The organism is Nonomuraea sp. bgisy101 (genome assembly GCF_057708945.1).
On the sequence record NZ_JBYITD010000002.1, the window covers coordinates 96,774 to 113,650 of the forward strand.

Sequence of the window (16,877 nt, forward strand, 5' to 3'; positions counted from 1 at the left end):
ATTCTCTCGCGCCTCCCAACGGTGGAGCTACCGAATATTCTTCCAGGTATGCCGCAAAGCCTCAGCCACGTGGTCTCCAGCGGAAGGACGCAGGAGATCAACGCCCCGTTCACCGGCGAACCACTGGCACAAATGCCGATCTCCACACCCGACGACGTCCGCGCCGCCCACGAAAGGGCCCGCGCAGCGCAGGAGGCGTGGGCGGCCCTGCCCGCGGCCGAGCGCGCCAGGCCGTTCCTGCGGCTGCACGACGCGATCCTCGACCGGCGCGCCGAGATTCTCGACGTCGTCCAGCAGGAGACGGGCAAGGCCCGCAGGCACGCCTTCGAGGAGGTGCTCGACGTCGCGGGCTGCGCGCTCTACTACGCCCGCCGTGCCGCGGGACTGCTCGCGCCGAAGGCGCGCAAGGGGATCTTCCCCGTGGCCACGCGCGTGGTCGAGCTGCGCCACCCCAAGGGCGTGGTCGCGCTGATCTCGCCCTGGAACTACCCGCTCTCGCTCGGCGTGGGCGACGTGGTCCCCGCGCTGTTGGCGGGGAACGCGGTGGTGCACAAGCCCGACACGCAGACCTCGCAGTCGACGCTGTGGACGATCGACCTGCTGGCCGAGCTGGGCATGCCGCGCGAGATCTGGCAGGTGGTGCTGGGCGATCCGGCCGACATCGGCGACGCGCTCATGGACGGCGCCGACTACGTTGCCTTCACCGGCTCGACGCGCGGCGGCCGCAAGATCGCCGAGGAATCGGCCAAGCGGCTCATCGGCTGCTCGCTCGAACTCGGCGGCAAGAACCCGATGATCGTGCTGGACGACGCCGACCTCGACGTCGCCGCCCAGGGCGCGATCCGCGCCTGCTTCACCAACGCGGGCCAGCTGTGCATCTCCATCGAGCGTCTCTACGTGCACGAGTCGATCTTCGACGCGTTCGCCGACCGTCTGGTGCGCCAGGTCGAGGGCATGAAGCTCGGCGCGGGCCGCGACTGGTCGATCCAGATGGGCTCGCTGACCTCGCAGCGTCAACTCGACGGCGTGGTCGCGCACGTCACGGACGCGGTCGACAAGGGCGCCAAGGTGCTGACCGGCGGCAGGGCCCGCCCCGACCTCGGACCGCTGTTCTACGAGCCGACCGTGCTGACCGGCGTCACCGAGGACATGGCGCTCTGCCGCGACGAGACGTTCGGCCCCGTCGTCAGCCTGTACCCCTACTCCTCGGAGGAGGAGGTGCTGGCGCTGGCCAACGACACCATCTACGGGCTCAACGCCTCCATCTGGACGGGCGACCCGGCGCGCGGGCGGGCGCTGGCCGCGCGGGTGAAGGCGGGCACCGTCAACATCAACGAGGGCTACGGCTCGGCCTACGCCTCCTACGACGCGCCGATGGGCGGCATGAAGGCCTCGGGCCTCGGCCGCAGGCACGGCGTCGAAGGGCTGCTGAAGTTCACCGAGGTGCAGACCGTCGCCGGCCAGGCGTCGTGGCTGGGCTTCGACCCCCCGATGGGCATGCCGTACGACAAGTACGCCGACCTGCTGGCGGGCCTGCTCAAGACGATGAAGAAACTGCGGCTGAAGTGAGCTTCGACGTCCTGGTCATCGGATCGGGCTTCGGCGGCAGCGTGTCCGCGCTACGGCTGACCGAGAAGGGGTACAAGGTCGGGGTCCTGGAGGCGGGCCGCAGGTTCGACGAGTCGACGCTGCCGAAGACCTCGTGGCGGGCGCGTGACTTCCTCTGGGCGCCATGGCTCGGGTTGAAGGGCATCCAGCGCATCCACGTCCTCGGCGGCGCGAAGGGCACCCGCGTCATGGTGCTGGCGGGCGCGGGGGTCGGCGGCGGCTCGCTCGTCTACGCCAACACCCTCTACGAGCCGCTCGACCCGTTCTTCGCCGACCCGCAGTGGGCGGCGATCACCGACTGGAAGGCGGAGCTGGCCCCCTACTACGACCAGGCCAAACGCATGCTCGGCGTGGCCGTCAACCCGACGCTCACCCGCGCCGACGAGGTCATGAGGAAGGTCGCGGCCAGGATGGGCGTCGAGGAGACGTTCCGCCTGGCCCCCGTCGGCGTGTACTTCGGGCCCTCGGGCCGGGACCCGTACTTCGGCGGCGCGGGACCCGTCCGCCAAGGATGCGTCGAGTGCGGCGAGTGCATGACGGGCTGCCGCCACGGCGCCAAGAACATGCTGACCAAGAACTACCTCTACCTGGCCGAGCGGGCCGGCGCGAAGGTCTACCCGGAGTGCACGGCCGTCTCGGTCAGGCCGGACGGCGACGGCTACGTCGTCACCGCGCACCGGACGGGCGCGCCGTGGCAGCGCCGTACGTTCAGGGCGAGGCAGGTGGTGTTCGCGGCCGGCACCTACGGCACCCAGCGGCTCCTGCACCGGCTCAGGGACAGCACGCTGCCGGGGATCTCGCCCAGGCTCGGCGCGCTGACCCGCACGAACTCCGAGGCGCTGCTCGGCTTCGAGCGGCTTTCGACCGGCGGCGACAGGCTCAACCGCGGTGTGGCGATCACCTCCTCGATCCATCCCGACGCGGAGACCCACATCGAGCCGGTCCGCTACGGCGACGGCTCCAACGCCATGGGCCTGCTGCGCACCCTGCTCGTCGACGGCGACCGGTCCAGGTGGCGCGGGTTCCTGCGTCAGATCGCAGGGGATCCGCTGACCGCGCTGCGCCTGCTCAACCTGCGCCGCTGGTCGGAACGCACGATCATCGCGCTGGTCATGCAGGCCAACCACAACGCCATCACCACCCGCAGGTCACTGTTCGGCCTGCGCAGCGAGGGCGGCAGGAACCCGACGTGGATCCCCGCCGGCCACGAGGCGGTACGGCACGCGGCCAAGGAGATCGGCGGCGTGCCAGGCGGGTCGTGGCTCGACCTGTTCGACACCCCGGCGACCGCGCACTTCCTCGGCGGCTGCGCCATCGGCGACTCCAGGGAGAGCGGGGTCATCGACCCCTACCACCGGATCTACGGCTACGAAGGGCTCCACGTCGTGGACGGCTCGGCGATCTCGGCCAACCTCGGCGTCAACCCGTCGCTCACCATCACCGCGCAGGCCGAGCGCGCCATGGCGTTCTGGCCGAACGCGGGGGACGCCGATCCGCGCCCGGCGGTAGGGTCCCCTTACATGAAGATCACTCCGATCGCGCCGGCGCGGCCGGCCGTACCCGAGGCGGCTCCCGGAGCGCTGCGACTGAAGATCGTCTCATGAGCTGGCAGGAGTGGGCGCTGAGCCTGCTGGACGAGCCCCGCGAGCCCACTCCGCTCGTCGAGTTCCCGGACGGCGGGCCCGTCAGGGTGCTGTTGAAGGACGAGACCGCGCACCCGACGGGGACCATGCGCCACCGGCACGCCAGGGCGCTGTTCCGCAGGGCGATCGTCGAGGGGCTGGTCACCGAGGGCACGACCGTGGTCGAGGCGACGGGAGGCAACGCGGCCGTCGCCCAGGCGTGGTTCGCCAGGCGGCTCGGCCTGCCGTACATCGTGGTGATGCCGGGGCAGCGCACGGAGCAGCGGGCGAGGCGCGTCGAGGAGCTCGGCGGGGAGTGCAGGTTCGTCACTCCACCGCCGGCGATCTACGACGCGGCGCGCAGGATCGAGGGGCACTTCCTCGACCAGTTCGGTCGCGCGACCGAGCACGATCTCGCGGACGAGCTGCTCGCGCAGGTGAAGCCGGACTGGGTGGTGGTCGGCGCGAGCACCGGGGTGACGTCGGCGACGCTCGGCAGGCGGACGCGCGTCGCGGTGGCCGACCCGGAGAACTCCGCCTACTTCCCCGGCTGGACGCTCGACGCGGCCGACTACGCGACGGGCATGCCGTCGCGGATCGAGGGCATCGGCAGGCCGAGGATGGAGCCGGGCTTCAAGGGCGATCTCGTCGACAGGGTGATCCCGGTGCCCGACGAGGAGAGCAGGGCGATGGCGCGGCGCATCCGCGAGGTGACGGGGATCGCGGCGGGTGACGCGGCGGGCGCCGCGCTGGCCGCGGGGCTCATGCTCGCCGAACGCATGGACGGCGGCCTGATCGTGACCGTGATCGGGGGAATAGCCGCCGGCCGGTGAATGTCGTAGTACGCCATGGAGATGCGTTACGCGGGCGGCCCGACCGCCGTGATCGAGCTGGGTGGCGTCCGGCTGGTCGTGGATCCGACGTTCGACCCGCCAGGTGAATACCCGATCGGCGAGCGGAAGCTCACGAAGACGGCGGGGCCGGCCTTCGGGCCCGAACCGGCCGATCTGGTGCTGCTCTCGCACGACCAGCATCCGGACAATCTCGACACGGCAGGCAGGGCCTACCTGGAGACCGTCCCGCTGGTGCTGTCGACGGGACAGGCTGCCGGACGGCTCGGCGGCGCCGTCAGGGCCCTGCCGAACTGGGAGAGCGTCACGGTCGGCGCGCTGCGCGTCACCGGCGTCCCTGCCCAGCACGGACCCGACGGCAGCGAGCACCTGGTGGGCGAGGTCACCGGTTTCGTGCTGTCGGGCGACGGCCTTCCGACCGTGTACGTCAGCGGCGACAACGCCTCACTCGACGTGGTCAGGGCCATCAGCGCCCGCATAGGTGCGATCGACGTGGCCGTGCTGTTCGCGGGAGGGGCGCGGACGCCGCTCCTCGGCGAGGCCTACCTGACCCTTTCGAGCGCCGCCGCCGCCGAGGCCGCGCGCATCCTCGGTGCCCGTGACGTGGTGCCGCTGCACTTCGAGCACTGGCAGCACTTCACTCAGGGGCCCGACACGCTCGTGCAGGCCTTCGAACGGGCCGGCCTGTCCGACCGGCTGCGCCTGCTGAAGCCGGGCGAGCAGATCACAGTGGGTGGCTGACCCAGACGTTCGGCGCGACGTAGACGGCGTGGTCCTGGTCGAGCGCGGAGAGCGGCCATCCTCACGCAGCGGGTCGCTGCACGGGCTGGTCGTACGTCCTGAAGATCAATGTCGTCTGCAGGTGCACGATCTCGGGGCGCACGAGGTACTTCTCGAGCACCAGGCGGTGCAGGCTCTCGGCGTCGGCCACCGCCACGTGCACGAGGAAGTCGTCGGGGCCCGCGACGGCGTAGAACGCGATCGTCTCCGGCAGTCCCAGGATGAACACGCGCAGCGGATCGACGAGCTGGCTGGTGTGCGGCCGCACCTTCAGCGCCAGGAACGCCTGCAGGGGCCTGCCGAGCGCCGAGGTGTCGATGGTCGCCCTGAACCCGGTGATCACACCACGTCGCCGCAGCGACCTGACGCGTTCGAGTGCGGTGGAGGGGGCCACGCCGAGCCGTTCGGCCAGGTCCTTGTTCGGCAGCCGCGCGTCCTTCTGCAGTTCCTTGAGAATCGTCAGGTCGATCGAATCCAGTTCGGCGCTCATCGTCTTCTGCTTCCTCCGATTCGGTGGCGCTGGCCTCTCGCCGCATGTTCACCCGATTATGGCCGTATGTGGGACATCGAGGAGTTCGAGAGCGCGGCGCGGGTCGCCGTCGAGGAGCTGTCGCGCTACGTGGCCGACAGCCAGAGCGGCACGGCCAGGGTGCTCAACCGCACGCCGCCGCGTGAGCTGGCCGAACGCCTTCATCTGCCTGAGCTGATCGAGAAGGGCGGCCTGACGCCCGAGGCCTTCCGCGGCTTCCTGCGGGCCTTCCTCGACGAGGGCACCAGGCTGCACCACCCGGCTTATCTGGCCCACCAGGTCGCCTCGCCCGACTTCCCCGCGGCGCTGGCCGACTTCGTGCACGGCGCGACGAACAACCCGATGGCGGTCTACGAGATGGGTGCCTCCGCCGCCACAGTGGAGTTCGAGGTGCTGCGGTGGATGCTGGACAAGGTCGGCTTCCCCGACGGCGGCGGTGTGCTGACCCACGGCGGCTCGCTGGCCAACCTGACCGCCCTGCTGGCGGCCAGGGCACGCGCCGTTCCCTCCGCATGGGAGGAGGGAGTGCCCGGCGACCTGGCGATTCTCGCGCCGTCCTCCGCGCACTACTCGGTGTCGCGGGCGGCGAGCATCCTGGGCATGGGGCAGCGGGCGGTGATCCCGCTGCCCACCGACTCGCTGGGCCGCATCGACGTCGCCCGCCTGCCCTCCTCGTTCGACCGGCGGCCGATCGCGCTGGTCGCGGGCGCGTGCGCGACCGGCACCGGGCTCCACGACGACCTGCGCGCGGTCGGACAGTGGTGCCGCGAGCGCGGCATCTGGTTCCACGTCGACGCCGCGCACGGGGCGTCGGCGCTGCTCAGCGAGCGGCACGCGCACCTGCTCGACGGGATCTCCTCCCTCGCCGACTCGGTGATCTGGGACGCGCACAAGATGCTGCGCACCTCGGGGCTGTCGGCGGCGGTCCTGGTGCGGCGCGAGGGCGATCTCGACGCGGCCTTCCAGCAGCAGGCCAGCTACCTGTTCTACGGCGACCAGGGTTTCGACCTCATCAGCAGGACCGTGGAGTGCACCAAGGCGGCGCTCGGCCTGAAGGTGTTCCTCAACCTGGCGTGGCGGGGGGAGCGGGGGCTCGGCGACTACGTGGCCAGGCAGTACGACACCGCGCACAGGTTCTGGGAGCTGGCGCGGGAGCGGCCTGGGTTCGTCCTGCCGTACGAGCCGGAGAGCAACATCGTCTGCTTCAGGTACGGCGACGGCGACCAGACGGTGATCCGCGAGCGGCTGATGGCCGACGGCGCCTTCCACCTGACCTCGACCGAACTGGACGGCGTGCGGCACCTGCGCGTCACCGTCATGGCGCCCGCGACGGACGAGCGGCACCTGGAGGCGCTGCTCGACACCGTCGCGGGCGGCCGGAGCACTACCTGACGCCCTTGACCGGCAGGACGGCGACCGCCCCGACGAGAGAGATGACGATGGCCGCGACCCAGAGCGAGGCGTAGCCGCCCAGGCTCCCGATGATCGCCGCGGCGATGAAGGGCGCGATCATCTGCGGCCCCGCGTTGGCGATGTTGAGGATGCCCATGTCGCGGGCGGCGTCCTCCTTGCTGGGCAGGACGAGCGTGACGATGGCGATGTCGACCGCGCTGTACGCGCCGAAAGCGGCGCCCTGCACGACGGCGAACAGGAGCATCGCGGTCCAGGTCGGCCACAGCAGAGGCAACAGCATCGCCAGTGCCGCCACGACACCCGAGACCGTCACGAACAGCTTGCGGCGGTCGAGCCGGTCGGACAGCGGCCCGCAGATCACGGTCGCGACGATGCCGCTCAGCGTGGAGACGATCGTGATGGTGGCCACCGCCTGCGGCGCCTGGTCCTTCGGGATGCCGATGTAGTCCCGGACGATGAACAGGGTGAACATCAGCGGCATGAAGTAGCCGAGGATCATCATCGCGCGGCCGAGGAAGACCCACATGAAGTCGCGGTGCCTCAACGCGGACAGGAAGTCGGTGATCGACGGCCTGGGCTTGACGACGACCTCGTACTCGCCGGGGCGCGGGTCGTGCGTGAGCGTGACGACGAGCAGTGCGCCCAGCACGACCGCCGAGCCGAACACGAGGTAGCCGAGCGAGATGTCGGCGACGAAGAACACCGCGACCTGGGTGCCCAGGATGGTGCCGAACGACAGGGCGACGCCGAGGACGGCGGAGGCGGTGCCGCGGCGCTCCTCCGGCACCCGGTCGGGGACGATCGCGGTGAGGGCGGCCTGGTAGATGTTCATCATGGCCTGGGCCAGCGACCAGCCGAGCAGGATCATCGGGATGGTGGAGACCTGGCTCATCAGCAGCATGGTGGCCAGGGCCGCGAGCGCGCCGCCGATGATCCAGGGGTTGCGCCTGCCCCAGCGGGAGCGGGTGGTCCTGTCGGAGAGCGTGCCGCCGATCGGGTTGAAGACCGTGGCGAAGATCGCGCTCACGCCGGCGACGAGACCGACGTTGGCGACCTTGCCGGCGGGGTCGATCGCGGCGATCTGGGACTGCACGAGCAGGCCGCCGACGCCCATGTAGAGGGCGTACATGACGGCGTTGCCCGCGCCGAGGACGGTGAGCAGTTTCGGAAGGCCGTCCCGGCGGACGCCAGTGGCGGGGACCATGGCGACTCCTGACTTGAGGGGGTGCTTATACGTATAAGCACTGGATAGCATCGGGTGACGGCACCTGACAAGAGGAATGTTCTGAACGTGATGAGCGGCAACAGACCCGCCACCAGCATGGACGTGGCCAGAGCGGCAGGCGTCTCCCAGGCCACGGTCTCGTACGTGCTCAACGACCGGCCGGGCAGCCGGATCAGCGAGGAGACCAGGGCCCGCGTGCGTGACGCGGCGGAACGGCTCGGATACGTCCCCCACGCGGGCGCCCGCACCCTGCGCACAGGCAGCAGCGGCCTGGTGCTCGTCGCGCTGCCGGACGTCCCCCAGGGCTCCCTGGCCACCGGCCTCCTCGAGGAGCTCGACAGGAAGCTGGGCGGGCGCGGCTACACGATGGTCCAGTACGGCGCGCGCGAGGTGAAGGGCGTGGCCGCGGCGAAGGCGTGGGCCGAGCTGCGACCGGTCGCCGTGCTGGCCGACCTGGCCAGGCTGACCGGCGCGGGCATCGAGGTGCTGCGTGCCGCCGGGGTCAAGGCGATCATCGGGATGGGGTCGGAGGGGATCGGCGGAATCCCCTCCGTGCTGGCCGACCACGAGGGGGTGGGCGCGCTGGCCGTACGGCACCTGATGGAAAGGGGCCGCACGGAGATCGTGGCGATCGTGCCCCGCGAGGAGGGGATCAGGCCCATGGGCCTCGAAAGGCTGCGCGGCGCGCGGTCGGCAGGCGTGCCCGTCAGAGCCGTCGACCTGGCCTTCGACGAGGGCGAGGCGGCCGCGTTCGTGGCAGGTCTGTCGGGCGGGGAGGGCGTGTTCGCCTACAACGACGACTACGCGATGCTCCTGCTGGCCGCGCTCCACGACGCGGGGCTCGCCGTGCCGGGCGACGTGGCGGTGGTGGGCTGCGACGACCTGCCGCTCGCGCGCCTGACCCGACCCAGGCTGACCACCGTCAGGCCCGACCTGTCGGAGGCTCCTGCCAGTATTGCCACGTTGATCGACCGGCTCGTCCGCGGCGAGACGTGTGGCGACGTCGGCATCTGGACACTCCAGCTCATCGGAAGGGACTCCACATGACCGAACTCGACGCCCGGCTGCGCGCCGTCCTCGATCTGGCGCAGGCCGACGCGCGGGAGACGGCGGGCAGGCACGAGTACGACGGCAGGATCCAGGACCTGTCTCCCGAAGGTGTGCGGGCCGGGCTCGCGCGGGTCGGTGAGGGGCCCGCGCCCGCCGACGCCTACGACGCCGCCCACCTGGAGGTGTTCGAGGACGCGGCGAAGGTCGTCTTCGGTGAGCTGGAGCTCCACCGGCGCAACCCGCTGTTCCACCTGTCCAATCTCGACCTGGCCTGCTACGACCGCGACTACGCGCCGGAGGAGGAGCGCGCCGCCGCCAAGGCCGCGCACCTGGCGCTGTGGCCCGAGGCCGTCGACCACGCGATCGCCTCCCTCGACCAGGTCCCGGCGCCCATCGCCACCTCGCTGCTCGGCGCGGTCAAGGGCCTGGCGGCGGGCGTCACCGACGCCGAGGCGCTGAAGGCGCACGCCAGGCTGGTCGCGCACGTCGAGCGGGCCGCCGCGGCGGGCGATCCCGACGCCGCTCTCGGCGGCCAGGCCCTGGCCAGGCTGATGGGCGGGTCCGAGGGGCTGCCCGTCGACCTCGGCAGGCTCGCCGAGCGCGCGGACGCCGAGCGCGACCGGCTGATGGAACGGCTCGCCGACGCCTGCGCCAGGCTGGGAGAGCAGGGCAGGCCGCCGCTGGAGGTCGCGCGGGAGCTGGTCAAGCAGCACCCCGACGCCGACGGGGTGATCGAGGCGGCACGGGTCGGCACGGAGAAGGCCATCGCGTTCACCCGCGAGAAGGACCTGGTGCCCTACCACGACGGCGAGTGCCTGGTCGGGCTCGCGCCCGAGTCGCGCCGCTGGGCGATGGCGATGATGGCGTGGAACGCGCCCGGCGAGCCCGAGGGCCCCTCGTGGTACTACATCACGCCGCCCGACGCCTCGTGGCCGGTGGAGGAGCAGGAGGAGTGGCTGGAGGTCTTCAGCGACACCACGCTTCCGGCGATCAACGTGCACGAGGTGGCGCCGGGGCACTTCTCCCACGGCCGCGCGCTGCGACACGTGGGCACCGACGTCAGGCGCCACCTGCTGTCGATGTCGTTCGCCGAGGGATGGGCCCACTACGGCGAGGAGCTGTGCGTCGAGGAGGGCTTCGAGGCTCACGACCCGCGCTTCGAGATCGGCGTCTGGCTGGAGGCGCTGATCCGCGTCACCCGTCTGGCCTGCGCCATCGGCGTCCACACCGGGCAGATGACGGTCGAGGACGGCGCGCGTCGCTTCGCGTCCGACACCCAGCTGGCCGGTCCCGCCGCGCTGTCCGAGGCCCGCAGAGCGGGCTTCGATCCCACCTACGGCCGCTACACGTGGGGGAAGCTGCTCATCCAGGACCTCAGGGCGCGAGCCCGCGCCGAATGGGGCGCGGCGTTCACGCTGCAGCGCTTCCACAAGGCGATGCTCGACCTCGGCTCGCCGCCGCTCGGCCTGCTCGACAGGATCCTCTGAGCCCGCCGACGGGCGCGGGTAACGTTTACCGCGCCCCCCGGTGTCCTTTCCACACGACGGAGATCACGCTAACGTCTCCTTCAAGCGAGCGCTAGGGAGGGGCGGTGCGGGAGCTCTCCGGCAAGGTCGCGGTGGTGACGGGCGCGTCGGGCGGGATCGGCAGAGCGCTGGCGGTGCGGTTCGCGGCGGAGGGCATGTCGCTGATGCTCGCCGACGTCGATCCGCGCGGCCTGGCCGAGACGGCCGCGATGGTCTCGGGGGTCAAGGTGCTCACCCAGATGACCGACGTCTCCGACGCGCCGGCCGTACACCATCTGGCCAACAGGGCCTTCAGCGAGCTCGGCGGGGTGCACGTGCTGTGCAACAACGCGGGCGTCTTCCAGGGCGGACGCATGTGGACGCGCACGGAGGAGGATTTCGCCTGGCTGCTGGGCGTCAACGTCTGGGGCGTGCTGCACGGCATCCGCGAGTTCGTGCCGCGCATGATCGAGCAGGACACCGAGGGCCACATCGTCAACAGCGTCTCCGTCGCGGGCCTGTTCGCCGGGCCCAACCTCGGCGGCCAGGCGGTCAGCAAGTACGCCGCCCTCGCCGCCTCCCAGTCTCTCGCCCACGACCTGCGGCAGGTCGGCTCCAAACTGCGCGTCACCGCGCTGTGCCCCGGCGGGGTGCGCACCGGCATCAGCCGCTCCGAGCGCGTCAGGCCCGCCGACCTCGCGGTGGCCCGCACCCGCGACGACCTCTTCTCGCAGGAGTGGCTCGACGCGCTGGTGGAGAAGGGCGTCGATCCGGCCGAGGTCGCCGACGCGACCGTCGCGGCGATCAGGGACGAGCGCTTCCTCGTGCTGACCCACGCGAGCTACGAGCGGAGCCTGGTCGAGCAGACCGCCACCCTGCTCGACGGAGGGGTTCCGGGCCCGCCCGACTACGAGTGACCGGGGCACAGCCGCCCTGCCGGGTGCTCGCCGGCCTACGGATACACTGAGAGCACCGCATTCACCTGGTTGGGGGTTCTTTCGGTGTCTGAATTCGACACAGTGCTCGTGGTCGACTTCGGTGCGCAGTACGCACAGCTGATTGCCAGGCGGGTGCGCGAATGCCACGTCTACTCCGAGATCGTCCCCTCGACGATGCCGGTCGAGGAGATGCTGGCCAAGAAGCCGAAGGCGATCATCCTGTCCGGCGGCCCCTCCTCGGTCTACGCCGAGGGCGCGCCCGCCGTTCCTCAGGGCCTGTTCGAGACCGGGGTGCCGACCTTCGGCATCTGTTACGGCTTCCAGGCCATGGCCCAGACGCTCGGCGGTGAGGTGGCCCGCACCGGCGTCGCCGAGTACGGCGGCACCGAGCTGCGCGTCGGCCGCGAAGGCGTGCTCTTCTCCGGCCTGCCCGCCAAGCAGACCGTCTGGATGTCCCACGGCGACAGCGTCGCCTCGGCGCCCGCCGGCTTCACCGTCACCGCCGCCACCGACGAGACGCCGGTGGCCGCCTTCGAGCATCCCGCCAAGGGCCTGTACGGCGTGCAGTTCCACCCCGAGGTCCTCCACTCCGACCACGGCCAGGCCGTGCTCAAGCACTTCCTCGACGCCGCCGGCTGCCGGCCCTCGTGGACGATGCTCAACATCGTCGAGGACGCGGTGGCCGCCGTCCAGCAGCAGATCGGCCCCGAGGGCCGCGCCATCTGCGCGCTGTCGGGCGGGGTCGACTCCGCGGTGGCCGCCGCCGTCGTCCAGCGCGCCATCGGTGACCGCCTCACCTGCGTGTTCGTGGACCACGGCCTGCTGCGCAAGGGCGAGGCCGAGCAGGTCGAGCGCGACTTCGTGGCCGCGACGGGCGTCAAGCTCCGCGTCGTCGACGCCGCCGACCGCTTCCTGAAGGCGCTCGACGGGGTCACCGACCCCGAGGAGAAGCGCAAGATCATCGGCCGCGAGTTCATCCGCGTCTTCGAGGACGAGCAGCGCGCCATCATGTCGGAGGGACCTGTCGACTTCCTGGTCCAGGGCACCCTCTACCCCGACGTGGTGGAGTCGGGCGGCGGCACGGGCACCGCCAACATCAAGTCGCACCACAACGTCGGAGGCCTGCCGGAAGACCTGCAGTTCTCGCTCGTGGAGCCGCTGCGCACGCTGTTCAAGGACGAGGTGCGCAGGGCGGGCGAGGAGCTCGGCCTGCCCGCCGCGATGGTGTGGCGCCAGCCGTTCCCCGGTCCCGGCCTCGGCATCCGCATCATCGGCTCCGTCACCCAGGAGCGCCTCGACATCCTGCGCGAGGCCGACGCCATCGCCAGGGAGGAGCTGTCCAGGGCGGGGCTCGACCGCGAGATCTGGCAGTGCCCCGTGGTGCTGCTGGCCGACGTCCGCTCGGTGGGCGTCCAGGGTGACGGCCGCACCTACGGCCACCCCGTGGTCCTGCGCCCGGTGACCTCCGAGGACGCCATGACCGCCGACTGGGCACGGGTGCCCTACGACGTCCTGTCGCGCATCTCCACGCGCATCACCAACGAGGTGCGTGACATCAACAGGGTGGTGGTCGACGTGACCAGCAAGCCGCCCGGCACCATCGAGTGGGAGTAGGCGTTCCTTAGCGGGGAGTTACGGAATAATCGCGTTCCGTGACTCCCCCTTTGCGTTTCGGCTACATCGACGAATCGATCCACGACAGGCAGGGCCTGTATCTCCTCGCGTTGGTGTGCGCGGATCCTTCGCTGGAAGGGGAGGTGCGAGAGCGGCTTTTGCCTTGCACGCCCCGTCATCAGCGCCCGCACTGGCATGCCGAACTGGAGGCCACCCGCGACCTGCTCGTTCAGGTGATCGCTGCGCTCCCCATCTCGGCCCGGGTCTACGGATGCCGGTTCACCGCCGGTGCGCGTCAGGAGGCTGCACGAGCCCGTGCGCTGAGTTGGGCTGCCCAGGAGCTCGCCCCGGGTATTCGACACTTGGTCATCGACCGTCGTGAGGAACGGCAGAACCAGATCGACCGGAGGGTTCTCACGGGAGTCGCCGGCAGGCCTCAACGGTTCACCTTCATGCACGCCGCATCGGAGGGCACGCCCATGCTCTGGTTGGCGGACATCGTCGTCGGCGCGGCGGCGGCGCAGCTGGCACGAGGAGAGGAGCGGCATCTCAAAGTGCTGGGTCCGCTGGTGGAGCACGTGTCGTGTGAGCTGACCGCCTCCTGACAGCGCAAAGGCCGGGCGCCCGTCATACGGCGGAAAACCCGGCCTCACTTCACAGCCCTAGTGGGCTGTGCATCACCAATAGTAATCGAACGACTGCGATCGTCAAGCCGGTTGATGTGCCCGGCTCTCGCTCACGGCGGCCGCCTTCAGGCCAGGCAGCATGGTCAGAGCCACCACCAGGGCGACGGCCATGACGGCGACGGCCGCCCACAGGGCCGCGTGGTAGCCGGCCACCAGGTCGGCGGGCTGGGTGGAGCCGCCCGTGGTCGTCGCGGCCAGCGAGATGAGCACGGCCATGCCGATCGAGATGCCGGTCTGCTGGCTGACGTTCATCAGGCCTGAGGCGAGGCCCGCCTCGCCGGGGGAGGCCTCGGCGGTGGCGGCGACGGTCGCGGGCACGACCATGAGGCCGAAGCCGAAGCCGGTGAGCAGCTCGGGGGCCAGCATGCTGGTGAGGAAGCCGCCGTCGACGTCGATACGCAGGTAGAGGGCGATGCCCGCGAGCATGAACACGATTCCGGTCGCGGCTGTGGCGCGCACGCCGTACCTGCTGAGCGCCCTGCCGCCGACGGTGGAGGCGGTGACGGCGACGGCGACGGCGATGGCGACCATGGACAGGCCCGACTGGGTGGGGCTGTAGCCGAGGACGAACTGCGTGTAGAGGGTCAGGATGAAGAAGATCGGCTGCATGGCGACCGGTACCAGGAACATCAGCACGTTGCCCGCGCGGAGCTGCCGCTTGCGGAAGATGCCCAGGGGCATGAGCGGGTTCTTCGAGCGCGACTCGATGGCCAGGAAGGCCGCCAGCAGTACCACGGCGAGCGCGCCCGCCCACAGCGTGCCCGAGCCCTCGAAGGCGTAGGTCAGCAGGGCGAGCCCGCCGGTGGAGGTGACGGCTCCGGCCAGGTCGAAGCCGCCGCGCGCCTCGGTGGACCTGACGGCGGGCAGCAGGCGGAAGGCCAGGAGGGCGGCGACGGCGCCGACAGGGACGTTCACGAAGAAGACCGAGCGCCAGCCGAACCAGTCGGTGAGCAGCCCGCCGAGCACCACGCCGGCCGCGCCGCCCACACCGCCGACCGCGCCCCACACGCCCATCGCCTTGTTGAGCTGCGGATCGTCCTTGAAGATGGTCATCACCAGCGACAGCGCGGCGGGCGCGACCAGCGCCCCCGCCAGCCCCTGGACGGCCCGCGCCGCGATCACGAGGGCGCCCGTCGAGGCGAGGCCCCCCGCGAGGGAGGCGGCGGCGAACAGCAGCATGCCGGCGACGAAGACGCGGCGGCGGCCCAGGTAGTCCGACAACCGGCCGCCGAGCAGGAGCAACCCGCCGAACACCAGCGTGTACGCGGTGGTCATCCAGGACAGCTCCTGGGGTCTCAGGTGCAACTCCCCGCCCATGATCGGGCTCGCGATGCCGATGATCGTCAGGTCGAGGATCAGGACGAACTGGGTGGCGGCCAGCAGGGCGAGAGCTGCCCACTTGTTGTGCGCGGTCACTGTTACTCCCTTAGTGCATGTTTTGTAACAGTGGCCATGATGTGTGACTATCGAGGTCCGACGGAAGAAGGCACTTTCATGTCTCAGGGGAACACCGCTGTACCAACCCAGCTCAGGACGCTGGACGACGCCAGGGCCCTGCTCGAGATGGGGGAATGCCCCGTCCCGCCCAGGGAGATCCTCGACAGGATCGCGGGCAAGTGGGCCATCCAGATCATCGTCGCCTCGGCCGAAGGGCCGATCAGGTTCACCGAGCTGGAGCGGCTCATCCAGGGCATCTCCCGGCGCATGCTGACGCTGACCCTGCGCAATCTGGAGCGCGACGGGATGCTGACCCGCACCGTCTACCCGACCGTGCCGCCCAAGGTGGAGTACCAGGCGACGCCGATGGCGTTGGAACTGTACGAGGCGATGCTGACGCTCACCGACTGGTCGCGCCGGCACAGCGCCTGCGTGGCCAAGTCACGCGAGCTCTACGACGCTAGGCGGCAATGAGCTCGCGGGCGGCGGCCCGACGTTCGATGAGCCGCCTGCCGTAGCGCTGGGCGGGCAGCTCGACGAAGCGGTAGGTGAGCCAGCTCACGCCCAGGATCAGCGCGAGCAGCGCCAGGCCGAGACCGAGCTGCGCGGGCCACGGCAGCCGCCCTGGATCGCCGATGACGAGCAGCGCGAGCTTGATCAGTGGAACGTGCACGAGGTAGACCGAGTAGCTGATCAGGCCGAGCCAGGCCAGCACGCGCGGGAGTTCGCGCCCGCGCAACGCGAAGAACAGCGCGAACGTCGCGGCGGCCAGGCCCATCGTCGCCAGGTTGGTCAGGCCGTTGAACGTCACGGGCTTGAGGAAGGGCACCAGCAGGATCAGTGCCGCGACTCCCGCCACCGGCCACAGGCCCGAGCCCTGCGCGCGTTCCCAGCGATGGATCGCGGTGCCGGTGAACATCACCGCGAGGATCATCGCGCCCTGCCACGACTCCCTGCTGCCGATCCAGATCAGCGCGACCGCGAGGACGGCCAGCAGGACGGCGCCCGCCGTACGGGAGGAGCGGGAGCCGAACAGCACGCAGCCCAGGCCGACGGCGGCGACGACGAGGACCGCGACGGGCGCCCATGGGCCGTCGAGCAGGTGACCCTCACGCGGCAGTGTGAAGGCCACCAGCGTCGCCAGCAGCGCGAAGGCCAGCGCGAACCAACCGCTGCGCCGGTGCACCCCCGCCACGAACAGGCCCGTGACCAGCAGGTAGAAGACCATCTCGTAGGAGAGCGTCCACATCGGCTCGACCATGCCCGCCGAGCCCGTGACCTCCATGAGCATCGTCAGGTGGGCGACCGCGTTGACGTCGCCGCGCAGTGGCAGCAGCGGCGACAGCGCGAGCGTGACCGCGATGAGCAGCAGGTAGAGCGGGTAGAGGCGGAAGACCCTGCTGATCCAGAACGCCGGCACATCGCCCCTGCGTTCCAGCGACGCGGGAATGATGTAGCCGCTGACCAGGAAGAAGACCAGGACGCCGTAGATGCCCAGATTCATCCAGCGTGGCCGTAGCTCGTCAAGGAAGTGGTAGTTGAGATGCTCCACGAGGACAGCCGTGGCGCCCAGCCCTCGCAGGGCGTCGAGCCACGCCAGCCGTCTCGTCATCTGACGA

General features: G+C 70.7%; 15 protein-coding genes. 11 read left to right on the forward strand and 4 right to left on the reverse strand.

All coding sequences use genetic code 11. The features are described from left to right. Positions 1-48 precede the first annotated feature (48 nt). From AC3EO4_RS04060 to AC3EO4_RS04075, 4 genes are read left to right on the forward strand one after another with little or no spacing between them, the layout of a single operon-like run. Positions 49-1,569, forward strand: a complete 1,521-nt coding sequence (locus AC3EO4_RS04060; RefSeq protein WP_379570707.1) for a succinic semialdehyde dehydrogenase — start codon at positions 49-51, stop codon at positions 1,567-1,569. Continuing rightward, positions 1,566-3,212, forward strand: coding sequence for an FAD-dependent oxidoreductase (locus tag AC3EO4_RS04065; RefSeq protein ID WP_431893841.1), 1,647 nt, complete (start codon positions 1,566-1,568; stop codon positions 3,210-3,212). The genes AC3EO4_RS04060 and AC3EO4_RS04065 overlap by 4 nt, the downstream gene beginning before the upstream one ends. Continuing rightward, positions 3,209-4,063 (forward strand): PLP-dependent cysteine synthase family protein, encoded by an 855-nt coding sequence (locus tag AC3EO4_RS04070; RefSeq protein WP_379570711.1) that lies wholly within the window; start codon positions 3,209-3,211, stop codon positions 4,061-4,063. The genes AC3EO4_RS04065 and AC3EO4_RS04070 overlap by 4 nt, the downstream gene beginning before the upstream one ends. Before the next feature lie 15 nt (positions 4,064-4,078). Then, positions 4,079-4,822 (forward strand): MBL fold metallo-hydrolase, encoded by a 744-nt coding sequence (locus AC3EO4_RS04075; RefSeq protein ID WP_431893842.1) that lies wholly within the window; start codon positions 4,079-4,081, stop codon positions 4,820-4,822. Positions 4,823-4,883: 61 nt separating this feature from the next. Here the strand turns inward: AC3EO4_RS04075 and AC3EO4_RS04080 are convergent, their stop codons facing one another. Then, positions 4,884-5,351, reverse strand: a complete 468-nt coding sequence (locus AC3EO4_RS04080) for an Lrp/AsnC family transcriptional regulator (protein WP_379570714.1) — start codon at positions 5,349-5,351, stop codon at positions 4,884-4,886. A 66-nt stretch (positions 5,352-5,417) separates the two neighbouring features. On the opposite strand from AC3EO4_RS04080, the gene AC3EO4_RS04085 reads away from it, so the two are divergent. Continuing rightward, on the forward strand, positions 5,418-6,782 hold the full coding sequence (locus AC3EO4_RS04085) for a pyridoxal phosphate-dependent decarboxylase family protein (RefSeq protein WP_431893844.1): 1,365 nt from the start codon (positions 5,418-5,420) through the stop codon (positions 6,780-6,782). On the opposite strand, the gene AC3EO4_RS04090 is transcribed toward AC3EO4_RS04085, so the two are convergent. Continuing rightward, complete coding sequence (locus AC3EO4_RS04090) at positions 6,775-8,007, reverse strand: MFS transporter (RefSeq protein ID WP_431893845.1); 1,233 nt, start codon at positions 8,005-8,007, stop codon at positions 6,775-6,777. The genes AC3EO4_RS04085 and AC3EO4_RS04090 overlap by 8 nt on opposite strands. A gap of 90 nt (positions 8,008-8,097) precedes the next feature. On the opposite strand from AC3EO4_RS04090, the gene AC3EO4_RS04095 reads away from it, so the two are divergent. From AC3EO4_RS04095 to AC3EO4_RS04115, 5 genes are all read left to right on the forward strand, one after another. Beyond that, positions 8,098-9,075, forward strand: a complete 978-nt coding sequence (locus tag AC3EO4_RS04095) for a LacI family DNA-binding transcriptional regulator (RefSeq protein WP_379570720.1) — start codon at positions 8,098-8,100, stop codon at positions 9,073-9,075. Further along, complete coding sequence (locus tag AC3EO4_RS04100) at positions 9,072-10,565, forward strand: DUF885 family protein (protein WP_431893848.1); 1,494 nt, start codon at positions 9,072-9,074, stop codon at positions 10,563-10,565. The genes AC3EO4_RS04095 and AC3EO4_RS04100 overlap by 4 nt, the downstream gene beginning before the upstream one ends. A 104-nt stretch (positions 10,566-10,669) precedes the next feature. After that, on the forward strand, positions 10,670-11,500 hold the full coding sequence (locus AC3EO4_RS04105; RefSeq protein ID WP_431893850.1) for an SDR family NAD(P)-dependent oxidoreductase: 831 nt from the start codon (positions 10,670-10,672) through the stop codon (positions 11,498-11,500). 84 nt (positions 11,501-11,584) lie between these two features. Continuing rightward, positions 11,585-13,135, forward strand: coding sequence for a glutamine-hydrolyzing GMP synthase (gene guaA / locus AC3EO4_RS04110; RefSeq protein ID WP_379570726.1), 1,551 nt, complete (start codon positions 11,585-11,587; stop codon positions 13,133-13,135). Positions 13,136-13,173: 38 nt separating this feature from the next. After that, positions 13,174-13,740 carry a hypothetical protein gene (locus AC3EO4_RS04115; protein ID WP_488186329.1) on the forward strand — a complete coding sequence of 189 codons (567 nt, stop codon included), beginning with the start codon at positions 13,174-13,176 and terminating at the stop codon, positions 13,738-13,740. 102 nt (positions 13,741-13,842) lie between these two features. On the opposite strand, the gene AC3EO4_RS04120 is transcribed toward AC3EO4_RS04115, so the two are convergent. Continuing rightward, positions 13,843-15,237 (reverse strand): MFS transporter, encoded by a 1,395-nt coding sequence (locus AC3EO4_RS04120; protein WP_431893854.1) that lies wholly within the window; start codon positions 15,235-15,237, stop codon positions 13,843-13,845. 78 nt (positions 15,238-15,315) lie between these two features. Between AC3EO4_RS04120 and AC3EO4_RS04125 the strand changes: the two genes are divergently transcribed. Continuing rightward, entirely contained in the window at positions 15,316-15,732 is a 417-nt protein-coding gene (locus tag AC3EO4_RS04125) for a winged helix-turn-helix transcriptional regulator (protein ID WP_379570732.1), read from the forward strand. Here the strand turns inward: AC3EO4_RS04125 and AC3EO4_RS04130 are convergent. Further along, the gene (locus tag AC3EO4_RS04130) at positions 15,719-16,870 is read right to left on the reverse strand and encodes an acyltransferase family protein (RefSeq protein ID WP_379570734.1); all 1,152 of its coding nucleotides are present in this window, start codon (positions 16,868-16,870) and stop codon (positions 15,719-15,721) included. The genes AC3EO4_RS04125 and AC3EO4_RS04130 overlap by 14 nt on opposite strands. Between the last annotated feature and the right edge of the window lie 7 nt (positions 16,871-16,877).

Coding starts and splice junctions, on each gene's coding strand:
- AC3EO4_RS04060 (WP_379570707.1), top strand. CDS start 49: ATGCCGCAAAGCCTCAGCCACGTGGTCTCCAGCGGAAGGACGCAGGAG.
- AC3EO4_RS04130 (WP_379570734.1), bottom strand. CDS start 16,870: ATGACGAGACGGCTGGCGTGGCTCGACGCCCTGCGAGGGCTGGGCGCC.
- AC3EO4_RS04100 (WP_431893848.1), top strand. CDS start 9,072: ATGACCGAACTCGACGCCCGGCTGCGCGCCGTCCTCGATCTGGCGCAG.
- AC3EO4_RS04095 (WP_379570720.1), top strand. CDS start 8,098: ATGAGCGGCAACAGACCCGCCACCAGCATGGACGTGGCCAGAGCGGCA.
- AC3EO4_RS04085 (WP_431893844.1), top strand. CDS start 5,418: ATGTGGGACATCGAGGAGTTCGAGAGCGCGGCGCGGGTCGCCGTCGAG.
- AC3EO4_RS04125 (WP_379570732.1), top strand. CDS start 15,316: ATGTCTCAGGGGAACACCGCTGTACCAACCCAGCTCAGGACGCTGGAC.
- AC3EO4_RS04080 (WP_379570714.1), bottom strand. CDS start 5,351: ATGAGCGCCGAACTGGATTCGATCGACCTGACGATTCTCAAGGAACTG.
- AC3EO4_RS04075 (WP_431893842.1), top strand. CDS start 4,079: ATGGAGATGCGTTACGCGGGCGGCCCGACCGCCGTGATCGAGCTGGGT.
- AC3EO4_RS04070 (WP_379570711.1), top strand. CDS start 3,209: ATGAGCTGGCAGGAGTGGGCGCTGAGCCTGCTGGACGAGCCCCGCGAG.
- AC3EO4_RS04090 (WP_431893845.1), bottom strand. CDS start 8,007: ATGGTCCCCGCCACTGGCGTCCGCCGGGACGGCCTTCCGAAACTGCTC.